Below are 14,731 nucleotides of genomic sequence, written 5' to 3' on the forward strand. Positions count from 1 at the left end.
CTTTGGGTGTAGCCATTTAGCATCAGAATACAAGTCCACGCTAACTCTAGAAACATCCTCTAGCAAGCAAAATGCTTTCTTTTCTCAGAAAACCAGCTTTTACACCCTCCCTCGATCTACATGAATGGTGGAGGCAACGACCCGAATAGCTGATGGACTAAAGGAAGGAGTATTGAAGCACACTACAGGCAGGGAGCCTTCTGCTGTCTATTGGTGGGTAACTTCGAAAGATAGAAACCGTTGCCTCAGCGCTGGCGAGATATAAGCAGTCACCAAAGCAAACTCGTCTTTGTAATAAGCAGAACTTACACATCCACCCCGGTGGAGTTCGGCAAGGAGGGCGGACTCAGCAAGGGGAATTTGGTATTCTACTTTTAATCGCCAGGTGCTTAAGTCCATCTCCAACTGTTGGAGAAAAGCGTCAATCCCTATTCCAGTATAGGCTGAAACCGCCACACTGCCTGGATAACGCCTTAACTGCGTCTGGATAAGCTCCGGGTTGCGTACGCAATCTACCTTGTTGAAAACAAGGACAACCTGCTTCCCACCCACTCCTAGCTCTTTGATGGTCGAGTCGACCGCTGCCATTTGTTCGTAGTACCCCGGGTGGCTAAGATCTACTACGTGAATCAGAAGGTCTGCTAATTGTGTTTCCTCCAGCGTGGCCTTAAAGGCGTCAATCAACGTGTAGGGAAGTTTACGAATGAAACCTACGGTGTCTATCAGCAAAACTTTTTGCCGGCTTGGAAGGAGAACTTGACGTGTAGTTGGATCGAGGGTAGCAAAGAGTTTGTCTTCCGTAATAACTTCAGATCCAGTGAGTCGGTTAAACAAGGAAGATTTGCCGGCGTTTGTATATCCAATGAGTGCTGCGACGGGCCAATTTTTTTTCAACCTCCCTCCTCGCTGAATGAAGCGGTTCTTGCGTACAGCAGCGAGCTCCCTTTCTAGTTTGGCGATGCGTTCCTGAACACGCCGACGGTCTGCTTCCAGTTGCGTTTCACCTGGCCCTCGTGTACCGATACCTCCAGTTTGTCTAGAAAGGTGCAACCACATACGCGTCAGTCTGGGGAGGAGATACTGTAATTGTGCAAGCTCAATTTGAAGACACCCTTCGCGGGTGCGTGCTCGTTGGGCAAAAATATCTAGGATAAGCTGCGTGCGATCCAGAACTTTACAATTAGTAATGTACTCTAGGTTTCTTCCCTGGGCTGGGGAGAGTTCGTCGTCAAAAATAATGGAAGAAGCCTGCTTTTTACTACATTGTTGAGCAATCTCTCTAGCCTTTCCTTTCCCTATATAGAACGGGGCTGTCGGTCTTTCTAATCGCTGTATACAGGTTTCTACAACCTGTATGCCGGCGCTAGATGCTAATTGACAAAGCTCGTCCAACGATTCTGCAATGTCCCATAGTGCACTCCCCCTACACGACCCTACTAGTAAAGCCCTCTCTCGATGGGAAGAAGAAGTGAGATACACAACGCAAACTAGACTAGCTTTTCCATTGTCATGTTACGATAACCTACGCATCTTTCTACCTTTTTAGTAAAAGGTCCATGGTTGCTCCCCACCCTAGAGGGCTAGAGTGGGATAGACAACCCAAGCTTGCCTCAATGACTCCTGGACCTAGGTACCAAATGTTTTGGTCTCAGCGGCAATTCTTTCCACCACAGCACGCATGCTATTGCCTTGAGACAGGCACAGCGGAGTGAAGGTGGTCCAACTTTTGAACCACGCCAACTGCCTTCTTGCGCACCGATACGTCACCGCGCAAATTGCGCCCCGACATTGCACCTCGTTCGACTCTCCGCTGAGCCACGCGATAATCTCGCGTAATCCAATTGCCTGTGAGGCCGTTCTTCCTATTTGACCGCGCATTCCTCCTACCTCTCTGACCACGCCCCGCTCCCACATATGGTGGACACGGCCCACAATGTTCCTGTACAACTCTTCCCGTGCGCGTACAAGCACAAAAGCCCGGGTAGCAATAACCCGTCGGCTTTTAGTGCGAAAGCTTTCCAAGGGCTTGCCAGAAAGCTCGCAAATTTCCACTGCTCGAAGAACTCGTCTTCTGTTACGTATGTCAACCCTTTTGTTTGCATGTGGATCTGCCTTGTCAAGGCGCTCCAGCAACATCTCAAGGGATAACTGCTCCAGTTCACTGCGTAGGACTAAATTGCTTGCTGGAATAGGATCCAAACCCTGGATCAAAGCCCGAAAGTACAATCCTGTTCCTCCGACTACTATCGGTGTTCTGCCACGTTGAAGGATATCTGTGATCTTTTCACAGGCTTCTGATCTATAACGCCAGGCGTGATAGTCCTCCTCAGCAGATATATGGCCTATTAAGTGGTGAGGAACTTGTTCCAATAATGTTTGATCCGGTTGGGCAGTCAAAATAGATAGTCCAGAATAGACCTGAAAGGCATCTGCTCCAATAATCTCACCCCGGATCCTACGCGCTAATTCCACGGCGAGTGCTGATTTTCCTACTCCAGTCGGACCGGCTAGGAAGATCGGTTGTGGAAGTGAGCTATATAGTCTAACGTCGTTCTTCGGTTGTTTTGGCTCCACTAATTTTTGGCTCCGCTAATAATTATTAGTTTCACTCCATGTGTTCCTCTTATGCAGTTCAGCAACTGCCCGACGTGTCTCTTTCTACCGTTTGCATCTGGACAAATGCAAAAACCCCTTCGAGCGATAGGTCTGGCGGCTGCAAACTACTTCCACATTCCAAACATTGCCGATCCTGTTGAATAGCTCAAACAGATCACCCTCTGTGGTTTCAAAGGATAGACTGCTCATAGACACGTGGAGAAGTCACTTCTCAATCCTAGTTCCTAAACCAAAAAGTGGGTGTCGGGATTCATATACTTTACACTGGACCGAGACAGCTTTCCTCGATCTCCTTTTTTTCCAAAAAAAAGATCCGCGGCATTCTGCCACAGCGAAGTTCCCTTTGCAATTCCCCTTCCAATCTCTATATCCCTGTGTGGGGAGCGGCCTTACTTTTTTCTTTTACAATCGGAATCATGGCGCCGGCGATGGTTACCTCGATGGGAAGAGTGAAGAAAGGAGCGCTTTATGGAACAACGAGAAGGGTAAGGTAACCTTTTGAAGAAACAAGGCGGGCGGTTTTGCTACCAACGCAACTCTGCTGTGGTTTTCGAGGGGACAGAAGATCCCCACCATCCCATAGGGACTGGCGATATTTAGAGGTAGCAAAGGCTACCACGGACGGCAATAGCCGAAGCTAGATCTCAGAACTGGTTGGCTTACTTTGATCAAGTTCTTTTGTTGCCAGGCGGGAGAATTGTGACACAGGGGCAGGAGGGCGCTGCACAAAACAGAGGAAAATGCCATCCCTTTTAGCAGGGGAGCTACCTGTTGAGCATAACGAATCTCGTTCGCTTTCAATTTCAAACCACTGATAGTTCTATAGTATCGAATGCCATTACGGATGGCTAACCCTTAGCATTCAGTCAGCATAGGATAGATAGTTCGGATGGTATGGACTGCAGCTCTCACATTGTGAACCCGAAAAATGGCGGCTCCCCGTAGTAAGCCTGCCACTACGCAAGAAACTGTACCGGCGTCCCGCCGACATGGCTTGCTAAGCCCTAATACCTCTCCAATGACGCTCTTACGGGAAACCGGAAGCAGTAGAGGAAGAGGGAAAAAACTGCTGAGCATTCTTAGCTTCCGGTAGATGGTCAAATTGTCGTTCCTCTGTTTTGCAAAATCAATTCCAGGATCTAGAAGCAGACTATTCCTTTTGACACCTGACTGTTCTGCCATACGAATTTTTTTTAAAAAAAAACTCTGCAAGGTGCGCATGATATCAGAGTAGTGAACATGTCTATGAGAAACTTTTGGCGCTCCTCTAGAATGCATAATTACTAGTGCAGCTCCCGTCTCAGCACAAACAGACGCGTTTTTCCCTGTAGTAAGGCCACCTACGTCATTAAGAATATGTCCCCCGCAGTTCAAAATGGCTCGCGCTACATTAGGACGCCAGGTGTTAATGGACAGGAGGGGTAGCGGAGAATGGCCACTACTGTTGGCCACTACTTCGCTAAAGCCTTCTACGAAGGGCATCATCCTTCGAATTTCTTCCTCCTCGCTAATTGGGGCCCGATTGGTACGAGCACTTTCCCCTCCGATGTCCACGATATCTGCTCCTTGGGCAACTATTTTCTGGGCATAATGGAGAGCCAAGGTGGGTTCGGATAAACCATCGCCGGAAAACGAGTCACTGCTTAAGTTGACTATGCCCATAACCAACGGGCATCCACTCCAGCAAATCCTAGCTCCTCGCGCCTCGAGTAGAAACTCTCTTCCCATCTTCTTGCTCTCCGCAGTAATTTTTTCATCCTCCTCACTAGGCCAGAGCTCAATTCCTTCTGGGGAAGGTAAAACGGGAGCAATTTCTGACAAAAGTAGATATAAATAACAACTCCGACACTTTTCTTTTTTGATCAAACAAGTACAATGGCCATCTGGTAGTATACAGGAAGGAGAGCTCCTTGACATCATTTTAAACAGATGGGGGAATCTCAGCTTCCTTTTGCCCATCTTTTTGACAAAAGAGGCATTGGCTGAAGAGCCAGGGGAAGATTAACACTGTAAGAATTCCCGTTCTCAATCTGCCGAGGGTTAATTCTGTTGTCCCACAATGTCGCTACCCTATAAGCCTTCACCGATAGTAGTGCATACTCGCAACTCTTGAGAGCCACCGGTCCCACCCAACAAGAGAGCCCCCTTTTGCCCCTTCTTAGAGGAGGACCGGGAAAACAACAGGTGGTCTCACCGTAGGGAGAGTTTATCAAACAATAATTTCCCTCGTCGCCTTTAGAAGCCAAGGATTACCTATGCTGTACCCACTTCCTCCTAACAGAGTCCGTTTCCAGATGGAGCTGGGTCCCATTTGGGGAGGCTCCTGTCGAACTTTAACCAAGTTACCATCCCATAGATTCTTCTTCAAAGCGAGAACGGCGAAATTCATTTTCTCCCCACACTACTGAAATTGATCTTACTTGGAAGCAAGGAAGCCAACCGCATGCACAATTTACTCCATTTTCCATTGTTAGGGAATAACTACAAAGTCCGCTGTAGTAAATAAAGTTACCCCGCTTTGCTGATGGAAGAAGCAATATCGATTGGGCAAAAAGTTGCGGCAACTATTCCATTAATTTTGATCCCTCTGCGGCTTTATCATATAGTACCATCATGGTGTGTGTGGGATGTGCTACTCCGATGCAGATGCTTTGCCCCGCCCGCGAGGGATTTCCTAGCGAAGCCTCTTACACCCTGCAGGAATGCTATTGACTAGATGAACTCCATCTCTGCTTCAAAGAATCGTTGTTTGCACCTCTTCGCAAGCGTAGCAACAGTTTGTACTTTTGTGCTGATTTGTAGCGGTGGACTAGTTACTTCTAAAGGCGTAGGAATGTCTGTCCCAGATTGGCCGACTACCTATGGATACAACATGTTTTTATTTCCCATCTCTCGGTGGACGGGGGGGGTACTGTATGAACACACCCATCGGCTTCTCGCCTCAGCAGTTGGACTACTCACCTTCTTGTTGACGGCCTGTGTTCTGGTTGTGGAAAAGCGCCGCTGGGTCCACATTATAGCCATCCTATCTTGTATCAGTGTAATTTTTCAAGGAATACTAGGAGGGCTTCGGGTTACCTTAAACGCGAACTTAATAGGCACTCTTCATGGGATGGTCGCACAATCCTTCCTAGGTCTTTTAGGTATCCTAGTAGTGGTAACAAGCGCCCCATTTCTCTCGGGGGAGTATACCAGTTTTCGCGTTGTCAAGGAACTGAAGTGGGTGGCTATGATAGTAACAGGGGTAATTTTTGCCCAGCTAACAGTAGCCGCTGGTATGCGTCACACCCACACTGGGCTTTCCATTCCAGACTTTCCCACCGCTTATGGAAAATGGTGGCCACCGCTAGACTCTGCTTCTGTTGCTCGAATTAATAATGTGCGTGCAGTGCATGGTCAGGCAGCTACCAGTGCAGCTCAGATTGCTCTTCAGATGGCGCATCGAGCTCTTGCTGCCCTTACGTTTGCAGGAGTAGTCGTGTTTGCATGGCTGGCTCGCCATACCCACCCACTTAACCAATGGGGAAAAATCTGGATGCTTTTAGTCGGTATCCAAATAGGGCTCGGGATGTGGATAATCTGGTCAAACAAGGCAGCAGATATTGCTACAGCACACGTGAGCATTGGGGCGCTAGCCTTTTTTTTAGGAGTGCAATTAACGTTCCGGTTATTTTGCGCTGTCGATAGTCCTATTAGGCTGCTAAGTGAGCCCTGACGTATGTTGCGATCTGTCCTCATCGGCTCGGTGAAATGGTGGGAGATTGCCTGTGACCTTAATTTGCTAGTCAAGACTCGCTTGTGCCTCTTAGTTCTTCATACCACCCTTGTGGGATTTTTGATGGGGCGACGTGACGTCTTATTTTCCTATAGGACACTGTTCATTACACTTGTTGGCACCGCCTTGAGCGCTGGTGGAGCTACTGCGCTAAATCAGTGGTTAGAACAAGACTGGGATGCTTGTATGGAACGTACTCGCAATCGGCCGTTGCCAGGAGGACGGTTCTGCCCTTCTGGGGCTCTTACGGGAGGGATCTTAAGCTCTCTCACCGGCATCTTCATTCTACTTCTATTTGTGAATAGACTGTGTGCAACTCTTACAATTTTTACTATAGCTAGCTACCTTTTTCTTTACACTCCACTAAAGCGGACTACTTCTTTAAACACTCTGGTGGGAGCTGTATCTGGGGCACTTCCTCCTTTAATCGGCTGCGCAGCAGTGCGTGGCCAAATTGGAATAGAGGGGTATTTCCTCTTTACTACATTATGGCTCTGGCAGGTGCCTCATTTTCTTGCTGTAGCCTGGATGTATCGCCGTCAATATGCTAGGGCAGGATTTGTCATGCTATCCAAAAGGGATGACTCTGGCATAGCTACTTCTTTTCAGGCACTGGTTTATACTATCCTCCTCCTGATAGTCTCGCTTCTTCCCGTTGCAGCAGGTCTTAACACCATATTTTATCTCCTGCCTGCGCTGTCTTTAGGCAGTTGGCTAGTTGTCCAATCATCAAAATTTATGCAGGAACGCTCTTATGCCAATGCCCGTGCTCTGTTTATTTCCTCTATCTTCTACCTTCCGTTACTCCTCGGGGCCCTATTGGTCACAAGAAGATAAAGGCACTAAAGAGGATAATCGAAGCTAGCAAATTTTGGTCTCACCACTAGACTTTGGAACCCCATGAAAAGTGCTGTTGTGCTTTACAAGCCTTCCTACCTCTTCTGGTTACTAATTGTTGTGGGTGTAGCCTACATGGGGCTCCGTCACACCTTTCTATCTAGCCAGAAGAAAGTCTTAGACCACTACGGAGGTGTACCAGAGTTTCAACTCTTGAACCAGGAGGGAAAGATGGTTACTCTAAAGGATCTAAGGGGAAATATTTGGGTTGCAGCCTTTGTTTTTACGCGCTGCCGGGGACCATGCCCCATCATTACCACTCATATGGCCAAACTGAGCAAGATCCTCAGAGAGGGGAGTCGGGCAAAACTAGTAAGTATCACGGTGGATCCGGACTACGATACGCCAATGGTCCTGTCCAGATATGCAGAGAATTTTCATGCGGACCCCAAAAGGTGGATCTTTCTCACTGGCCCAAGGGAAAAAGTAGAGGCACTTGTGGTAAGTGGCATGTATCAAGCTGTTGTTCGCGGTTCCCAGTCAGGGGGGGCTATCCATTCTACCCAACTGGTCCTTGTTGATCCTCACGGGCAAATTCGTGCGATCCATGATGGCACAAATCCACAGGTAATTACCCAAATTGTTAGGGATATTTACGGGTTAGAACAAGAATTCGCTGTGAACTAATTCTGTGAATATTCAGAGACTACCTGCTATTAATGCCTGCCTTAACTTTCTTAGTAGTGTGTTCATTATAGTTGGGTGGTGGTTTATCTCTCTCAAACATAAGAGACTACACATCATTAGTATGCTTATGGCCACTGTCACTTCCATCGTGTTTCTTATTTTCTATCTTGTTTACCATTTCAATACGCAGGCAATCACACGTTTTACCGCTACAGGCATCATACGACTTGCTTACTTTACCCTGCTGACCTCTCACGTGGTACTAGCATTTAGTGTCCCTCCATTGGTTATTCTAACACTAATACCAGCAATTTATTCTCGCTTTGATAGGCACCGTTATATTGCCAAGTGGACTTTACCAATCTGGCTGTATGTTTCTGTAACTGGTGTTCTTGTCTATATGACACTCTACCGATGGTTGCCTTCTACAGGTAGTTAATCCACTATGAAGAATTATCTTTTTCCAAAAAATCCCCCTCTTTTCTAGGCACTTTTCAGGGTCTACTAAATTAATAGTGGATGGCACGATCCGATTTTAGCATTGCATGATGTTTTAGCAAAAGCGCGGTTAGCTCAGCGGTAGAGTGCTACCTTGACACGGTAGTGGTCACAGGTTCGAGTCCTGTACCGCGCAATTGGTTTATCCATGACAGACCATGGGTCTGTTTTCCTTGTGGAGTTTATCTTTTACGGCACTCAGTGAGTTTTATGTTGGCCAAAGTGACCTTTTTAAGAGGACCTGGAATCGCTCCGCTCAATGACTAGAACTCTTCCGGGCTGATCTCAGATAGCCCCAGGGAGATGTTCCGCCCAGCAACTGCTGACCTCCGCTCCTATTCCAGGGGCCGGCATAATTGCTGAGTATCCCAAGGAGGCTTATGCAAAAGTTGAGACGGAAACCCTTAAGGCTAAGGAGAGTGTGGCCAACCAGCACGCTTCACTCACATCGATGTGACTGCCGATAAATTTATGCAATACCCCCTCACGAGAACTGTGAAAAAACCAATAACGCACCAACCATCGCTTCCCTCCCCTTTACATAAAATGGAAAGAATGTAATGGCAAATCGATGCTGACAGAGCCATAGAGCCTTATAGAGACAGCAACCCCTTTATTGAGAGATAAGAGAGGCTAGTAGCGGGTTGTTAACCATTATTATCCCACTCATTCCTCCTTTACGTTGCGTTTCCCATCTGGATGGCCTGCCCGTAACTCATTCCACGTCCAGGGTCGAGTGCGCGGCACATTCTTTCGAACTGTTGCCACCATCTGTGAAGTAATAGGCGTGGCTAAATTATCCCACTCCGTACGGATATAGGAGAGGACGGCCGCGATCTCACTATCGGACAAGTGACTCCATCCGGACATATACCCGTCATAGACGCTACCTCGCACCACAATGGGCCCCTGCAGTCCATGGAGAAGGATTAAGATTAGATGTTCCTTAGAATGAGAACCTCGTGCAAGAACCCACTCACTTTTGGCTAGTGGCGGATACAGAGAAAGAGAGCCTTGCCCACTAGCTTGATGGCAGATCAAGCAATTTGTTCTGAAAATGTAGCGGCCTAGTTTCTTCCTTTCAGAATCTCCGTTGTGCAGAGAAACACCGGAGATACCAGTGTATAGTCTAGTACTAGAGGGGAAGAGCACCAGCACTGTCGAAAAAAACAAAAGTATTCCCCCACCAGCAAGCCATAGGAACGGACTCCTAAGTAGGCCATTATTGAGAGAAGGCTTCACTTATGCAATGCAGTTTGAAAGATAGAGATAGAGACTTCCTTAGCTAGCTATGGACAATATAGTCCCCCTCTGAGGAATATGAATCATCCTGGGTAAACAGCCACGCGAGTACGCTCCCCGTCTGAAACTCTCTCATCAAGAAATCAGACCATCCACGGCGTGTAAGAAGATCCAATGGTATGCGACAAAGTGCCACGCAGCGCAGAACTTCCCGTTCCATAAGATACAGGTACATTCCTCCCAACGACAACAGCGGAAGTTCCTTTTCCTATCTTCGGTTTACCTATAAATCCCTAAGGTTTCCTTCGGGCATTCATAAATGATTTTACGCAGCAACCCAGAAAGGTGAGGCACAGTACCGCCATTGTGATTTGCATCCAAAAGGCAACTAGACGTCCGCCCTCTAGCGCAGATACTTTGGCAACGTTTGGAAAGGCACGCACCATAGCGCTAACAGCCCCTACAAGGGCCACCCCTATCGCCCAATGCATAGCTAGCTTCCTCAGGTGAGCGCTGCGAGCAGCGATCATACCCAGAAACAGGATGAGTATTCCAAAAGAAGATGGAATCAAAGCAGTCGCCGCCCTACACCCTGTCCCTAAAAACCCAGCAACCCCCAAAACGCCCAACAAGACTCCAAAGCATATGGCTAAAACCGGCATGCAGCCTAGTTAGCTTGACTTCAGGGTAATTTGTCAAGCGTGCAGAAAAAGCACCCGCAGGCTTTTGCCGAAACAGGTGAATGTTTTGTTAATCTACTTGCGTGGTTTCTAGGCATCCTTTCTACATCTCCTCTCTTTCAAGAACCCCACGTGATCATAGGTACATGACCAATATAGACATCATGAACACGGTGAACTTCATACTGGGCCTGGTTCAAGTGAACCATCCAGCCTGAAGCTGATCATAATCTAACATTCATACAAAAATTTCGACTCCAACCGGGCAGTGATCTGAACCAGGGATAAACGGCCAGATAAAAGCATCACAGAGGGATCCTCGTAGATGGGCTGAAACACAAAAATAGTCGATTCTCCATCCTACGTTCCGTGCTCGCGAAGATTTTTGGTAACTCCACCAGGTATAATTCCCACCCTCAGTGTGAAATATTCGAAAGGTATCGAGGAATCCAGCAGCAAGAATTTTCGAGAAGGCCATTCTCTCTTCGGTAGTAAACCCAGCATGTCGTGCGTGCTCATGAGGTCGTGCTAAGTCGATTTTTTGATGAGCAACGTTCATATCTCCACAGAAAATGATAGGCTTTTTCTTCATCAGGCGAAGAAGGTACCCAAGAAAAGCAGGAGTCCACTCCTGAATGCGATAGTCTAGGCGGGTTAGTTTCCTCCCAGAGTTAGGAGTATAGACATTGACTAGATAAAAACCTGGAAATTCAGCAGAGATGACGCGTCCCTCGTTGTCATGTTGGGCTATTCCTAGCCCAGTAGTGACCAGCAATGGCAGTTGCCGAGTCATAAGCAATGTGCCGGCATATCCATATCGGCTAGCGGGGTTCCAAAAAAGATGCCACCCAGCAGGCCAACAAACATCTGCTACTTGGCTAGGGTATGCTCTTATCTCTTGGAGACATATGACCGTAGCCTGACTCTCCCTTAGAAAGGAGAAAAATCCTTTCGAAAGGATGGAGCGAATTCCGTTAACGTTCCAAGAAATAAGTCTCAACTGGCTAGATTAAGATCCATGTTAGCTGTGAGAAAAGTATGTGAGGGGATAGAAGGAGAACGAGCAGGAACCCTGCGGTGCAATGACCACTATCCAGGTGAAAATCTATTGCTTCTGCTTTCCCTTTAGTCGATACTTTGTCGCTGCTACGGTGGAGGTAATGCAGGGCTCTGAGCGCCAGCCGGAGAACCTGTGCACTCCGTTGGTTCTTTAGCAACCTGCTCTACGTCTTTATCCCCTCGTCCGGAAAGATTAACTAGAATGATCCTCTCTCGAGGGAGAGTAGGGCCTATTTTGAGAACGTAAGCGATGGCATGTGCCGATTCCAAAGCCGGCAATATTCCCTCACAGCGACTAAATATCCGGAAAGCCTCCAGCGCTTCAGCATCCGTTGCATAATTATACTCTACTCGTCCTATCTCACGAAGTAGACTATGTTCAGGACCAACTGCTGGGTAATCTAGCCCCGCTGAGATAGAGTGTGTCCGCTCAATCTGACCATCTTGATCAGCAAGAAGCCAAGTCTTGGTTCCCTGGAGAATTCCAACCCTTCCGCCCTGGAAACGAGCCGCGTGGCATCCTGGCCGTATACCACTCCCACCTGCTTCAACTCCAACCAGCTGCACAGACATGTCCTGCAAAAAAGCGTAAAACAAGCCCATAGCATTACTCCCACCCCCTATACACGCAACAAGTAGATCGGGCAAACGCCCCTCACACGCAAGGACCTGCTGGCGCACCTCCTCGCCAATAATGCGATGAAAATCTCTCACTATTAGTGGATAAGGATGAGCACCCAGTACGGACCCCAAGACATAGTGCGTCGTCCTAGAATTTGCAACCCAATCCCGCATTGCTTCACTAACTGCCTCCTTGAGAGTAGACTGTCCAGCCAAGACAGGAACTACCTGCGCACCCAACAGGCGCATACGAGATACATTGAGCGCCTGACGATGCATGTCCACTGCACCCATATAGACAACACATTCCATCCCAAACCGTGCAGCAGCCGCAGCCGTAGCCACGCCATGTTGCCCTGCTCCAGTCTCAGCAATAACGCGGTGCTTACCCATACGCCTGGCCAACAAGATCTGTCCTATTGCATTATTAATTTTGTGCGCACCCGTATGGAGCAAATCTTCACGCTTAAAGTAGATACGAGCGCCACCCAGTTTCTCCGTTAGCCTCTCTGCAAAGTACAGCGGCGTCGGGCGCCCGCAAAAGTTGTGGAGAATACTCTTCCACTCTTTCCAAAAAGCAGGGTTTCCCTGGATCTTCTGATATTCTATTTCTAACCTCCTCAATGGATCCACTAGCGTTTCAGGGATAAATCTACCCCCATAGGAACCAAAATACCCGCGAACGTCAGGAGAATGAAGCAAGCTCTGAACTTTTGTCATATGTCCCAGTATGAAGCATTTCTACCATTGCTGCAACCCCCCGCCGATGCGGTGCTGGCATTGCCATTTGCTCTAAGTCCCTTAAGGCAACCTTCTGAAGTTTCCTCCTATCCTCTGCTAGCACTGCACACCTCCAAATCCGCATCGTTACCTCGTGACGTGTTATGGAAAACTTAACTATGCAGTCGCAAGGACCCGATGGTCTTCTCCGTAAGGTGGGTAGAATCCACAAACCAACCCACCACCGCTCAGAAGAGCGAATGAGCCAAATTGACTCCTCATCATACAGGAATGCGCGATGATCTTCTACCTTCTGAGGAAGCATGTGAGGACGTTTGACAGGCCTAGACTCCGGAGTGCGGGCCCGACACTCTACACGTAGTGGACATTGAAAGCATAAGGGTTTCCGCGGTTTGCAAATCAAAGCACCCAGCTCCATTATAGCAGAGTTGTGCAATCTCCCACCACCTTTGATAGGAAGAAGAGAAATCGCCATCTCACGCAGATCGCGAATACCGGTAACGGTGTTTACTGGACGAGAGTAATCGAACAAACGGCTGAGTACACGCGCAGTATTAGCATCTACCACCGGCACGCAGGCATCAAATGCGAAAGCAACCACTGCATGAGCAGTGTAGTCACCAACGCCTGGCAAACATTTTAACTCTGCTGGGGTTTTGGGAAACATAGGAAGCTGCGCCAGTATTTTGGCTGCTCGATGCAGATTGCGCGCGCGGCTATAGTATCCCAATCCCTGCCATAACCCAAGCACAGCATCCTCAGGAGCTTTCGCTAAGATCTCAATACCCGGAAACTTTTCCATCCAACGACTAAAATACCTCAGAACAGTTTTTACCTGCGTCTGCTGAAGCATGATTTCTGAGACCAAAATAGTGTAGGGGTCGACAGTGCGTCTCCACGGTAAATCCCTGCCGAATTTTTGAAACCAAGCACGGAGATTGCGCTCCATCTTTTGTTGGGCCATACTCGCACCGTATGCGGTCTCTAGCGTCTCAACCACTTGCTATTCACACTTACACTGCCCCACTCACCCTCCGTCAGGTTGAAAAGCTCCGCCAAATATTGACGCTCCACGGGTTTCAGCTTGCAATTCAGCCTCATACGGTCTTCTGCGCACAGAAGGATAAACTGCGCATAGTTGTCTACCAAAAGGGCCCAAAGGTACTCATCCAGGGCAAGGGTATCGAGGATTTCGTCACGTTTCAACTAGAACCTAATGTATTCGAACAGGCTTCTTTTGGCTATACTGAGGCAGTTCAATCGGAACTCCATGCACCACATTTTGGTATTGATGAAAGTGGGAAAGGCGACTTTTTTGGCCCCCTAGTCATCGCTGGGACCTACGTGGACCACAGCCTTGCGCACATCTTTTCCTCACTTGGAGTGCGAGATAGCAAGCGTATTTCTTCAGATAAACGTATCCGCGACCTCGCACGGCAAATCCGCAAATCTGGCGCCCCGTCGGAGGTCATTGCCATCTCGCCACTGAAATACAACGAACTATTTCTCCGATTTGGCAACCTAAACAAGCTTCTCGCGTGGGGCCACGCTCGCGTTCTGGAAAATCTCTGCAAAAAACAGCCGGATTGTCCATACGCCCTGTCTGACCAATTTGCAGATGTGAGCCTTCTTCAGCAAGCCTTAATGACTTATGGTAAAAAGCTTTGCCTTAAACAACGTACTAAAGCAGAATCAGATGTCGCAGTAGCTGCCGCTTCTATCCTAGCTAGGGAAAAACTTATCGACTGGCTAGATGTCGCGTCTGCACAGCATGCTCTTCGTCTTCCGCGTGGTGCCTCTCTGGCTGTTAAAAATGCTGCCGTGACTGCTGTAGAAAAGCATGGCCTGCATATTCTTCACAAAATTGCAAAGATTCACTTTAAAACTGCTACGGAAGTTTCGCTTCTTGTCCGCCGTTCTCATTTGCCCTAGGTATGAGTTCTTGTCCAGTGGATTGGAAAAATCTTGAGGCTTT

At 48.1% G+C, this 14,731-nt stretch carries 14 protein-coding genes and 1 tRNA gene; 6 read left to right on the forward strand and 9 right to left on the reverse strand.

Annotated features, from left to right (window positions below; genetic code table 11):
* Window positions 1-207: 207 nt before the first annotated feature.
* From hflX to folP, 4 genes are all read right to left on the reverse strand, one after another.
* Window positions 208-1,479 (reverse strand): GTPase HflX, encoded by a 1,272-nt coding sequence (hflX, locus tag AMD24_RS00190; protein ID WP_062100141.1) that lies wholly within the window; start codon window positions 1,477-1,479, stop codon window positions 208-210.
* Between the two features lie 147 nt (window positions 1,480-1,626).
* Window positions 1,627-2,574, reverse strand: a complete 948-nt coding sequence (gene miaA, locus AMD24_RS00195; protein WP_082382969.1) for a tRNA (adenosine(37)-N6)-dimethylallyltransferase MiaA — start codon at window positions 2,572-2,574, stop codon at window positions 1,627-1,629.
* Between the two features lie 84 nt (window positions 2,575-2,658).
* Entirely contained in the window at window positions 2,659-2,805 is a 147-nt protein-coding gene (locus AMD24_RS04470; protein WP_082382970.1) for an RNA recognition motif domain-containing protein, read from the reverse strand.
* A gap of 666 nt (window positions 2,806-3,471) precedes the next feature.
* Complete coding sequence (gene folP, locus AMD24_RS00205; RefSeq protein ID WP_235503189.1) at window positions 3,472-4,437, reverse strand: dihydropteroate synthase; 966 nt, start codon at window positions 4,435-4,437, stop codon at window positions 3,472-3,474.
* Window positions 4,438-5,332: 895 nt separating this feature from the next.
* Here folP and AMD24_RS00215 point away from each other — a divergent pair.
* The 5 genes from AMD24_RS00215 (at window position 5,333) to AMD24_RS00235 (ending at window position 8,549) form a co-directional block, all read left to right on the forward strand.
* Entirely contained in the window at window positions 5,333-6,331 is a 999-nt protein-coding gene (locus tag AMD24_RS00215; RefSeq protein ID WP_062100145.1) for a COX15/CtaA family protein, read from the forward strand.
* Between the two features lie 3 nt (window positions 6,332-6,334).
* Window positions 6,335-7,228: a heme o synthase gene (gene cyoE, locus AMD24_RS00220; RefSeq protein ID WP_062100146.1), complete on the forward strand. Its 894-nt coding sequence runs from the start codon at window positions 6,335-6,337 to the stop codon at window positions 7,226-7,228.
* Between the two features lie 63 nt (window positions 7,229-7,291).
* Window positions 7,292-7,915, forward strand: a complete 624-nt coding sequence (locus AMD24_RS00225) for an SCO family protein (RefSeq protein WP_062100147.1) — start codon at window positions 7,292-7,294, stop codon at window positions 7,913-7,915.
* Window positions 7,916-7,919: 4 nt separating this feature from the next.
* Complete coding sequence (locus tag AMD24_RS00230; RefSeq protein WP_082382971.1) at window positions 7,920-8,354, forward strand: DUF420 domain-containing protein; 435 nt, start codon at window positions 7,920-7,922, stop codon at window positions 8,352-8,354.
* Between the two features lie 123 nt (window positions 8,355-8,477).
* A tRNA-Val gene (locus AMD24_RS00235) sits at window positions 8,478-8,549 on the forward strand.
* Window positions 8,550-9,079: 530 nt separating this feature from the next.
* Here the strand turns inward: AMD24_RS00235 and AMD24_RS00240 are convergent.
* From AMD24_RS00240 to AMD24_RS00260, 5 genes are all read right to left on the reverse strand, one after another.
* The gene (locus AMD24_RS00240; protein ID WP_062100149.1) at window positions 9,080-9,655 is read right to left on the reverse strand and encodes a c-type cytochrome; all 576 of its coding nucleotides are present in this window, start codon (window positions 9,653-9,655) and stop codon (window positions 9,080-9,082) included.
* Between the two features lie 293 nt (window positions 9,656-9,948).
* The gene (locus AMD24_RS00245) at window positions 9,949-10,317 is read right to left on the reverse strand and encodes a hypothetical protein (RefSeq protein ID WP_062100150.1); all 369 of its coding nucleotides are present in this window, start codon (window positions 10,315-10,317) and stop codon (window positions 9,949-9,951) included.
* A gap of 256 nt (window positions 10,318-10,573) precedes the next feature.
* Window positions 10,574-11,335 (reverse strand): exodeoxyribonuclease III, encoded by a 762-nt coding sequence (locus AMD24_RS00250; RefSeq protein ID WP_062100151.1) that lies wholly within the window; start codon window positions 11,333-11,335, stop codon window positions 10,574-10,576.
* A gap of 146 nt (window positions 11,336-11,481) precedes the next feature.
* Entirely contained in the window at window positions 11,482-12,735 is a 1,254-nt protein-coding gene (gene trpB / locus AMD24_RS00255; protein WP_062100152.1) for a tryptophan synthase subunit beta, read from the reverse strand.
* Window positions 12,701-13,720: an A/G-specific adenine glycosylase gene (locus AMD24_RS00260; protein ID WP_062100153.1), complete on the reverse strand. Its 1,020-nt coding sequence runs from the start codon at window positions 13,718-13,720 to the stop codon at window positions 12,701-12,703. Before AMD24_RS00260 ends, trpB begins: the two co-directional genes overlap by 35 nt.
* 11 nt (window positions 13,721-13,731) lie before the next feature.
* Here AMD24_RS00260 and rnhC point away from each other — a divergent pair, with 11 nt between their 5' ends.
* Window positions 13,732-14,688 (forward strand): ribonuclease HIII, encoded by a 957-nt coding sequence (gene rnhC, locus AMD24_RS00265; protein WP_062100154.1) that lies wholly within the window; start codon window positions 13,732-13,734, stop codon window positions 14,686-14,688.
* Window positions 14,689-14,731 lie beyond the last annotated feature (43 nt).

This window comes from Candidatus Xiphinematobacter sp. Idaho Grape (assembly GCF_001318295.1).
In the GTDB taxonomy this organism is placed as follows: domain Bacteria; phylum Verrucomicrobiota; class Verrucomicrobiia; order Chthoniobacterales; family Xiphinematobacteraceae; genus Xiphinematobacter.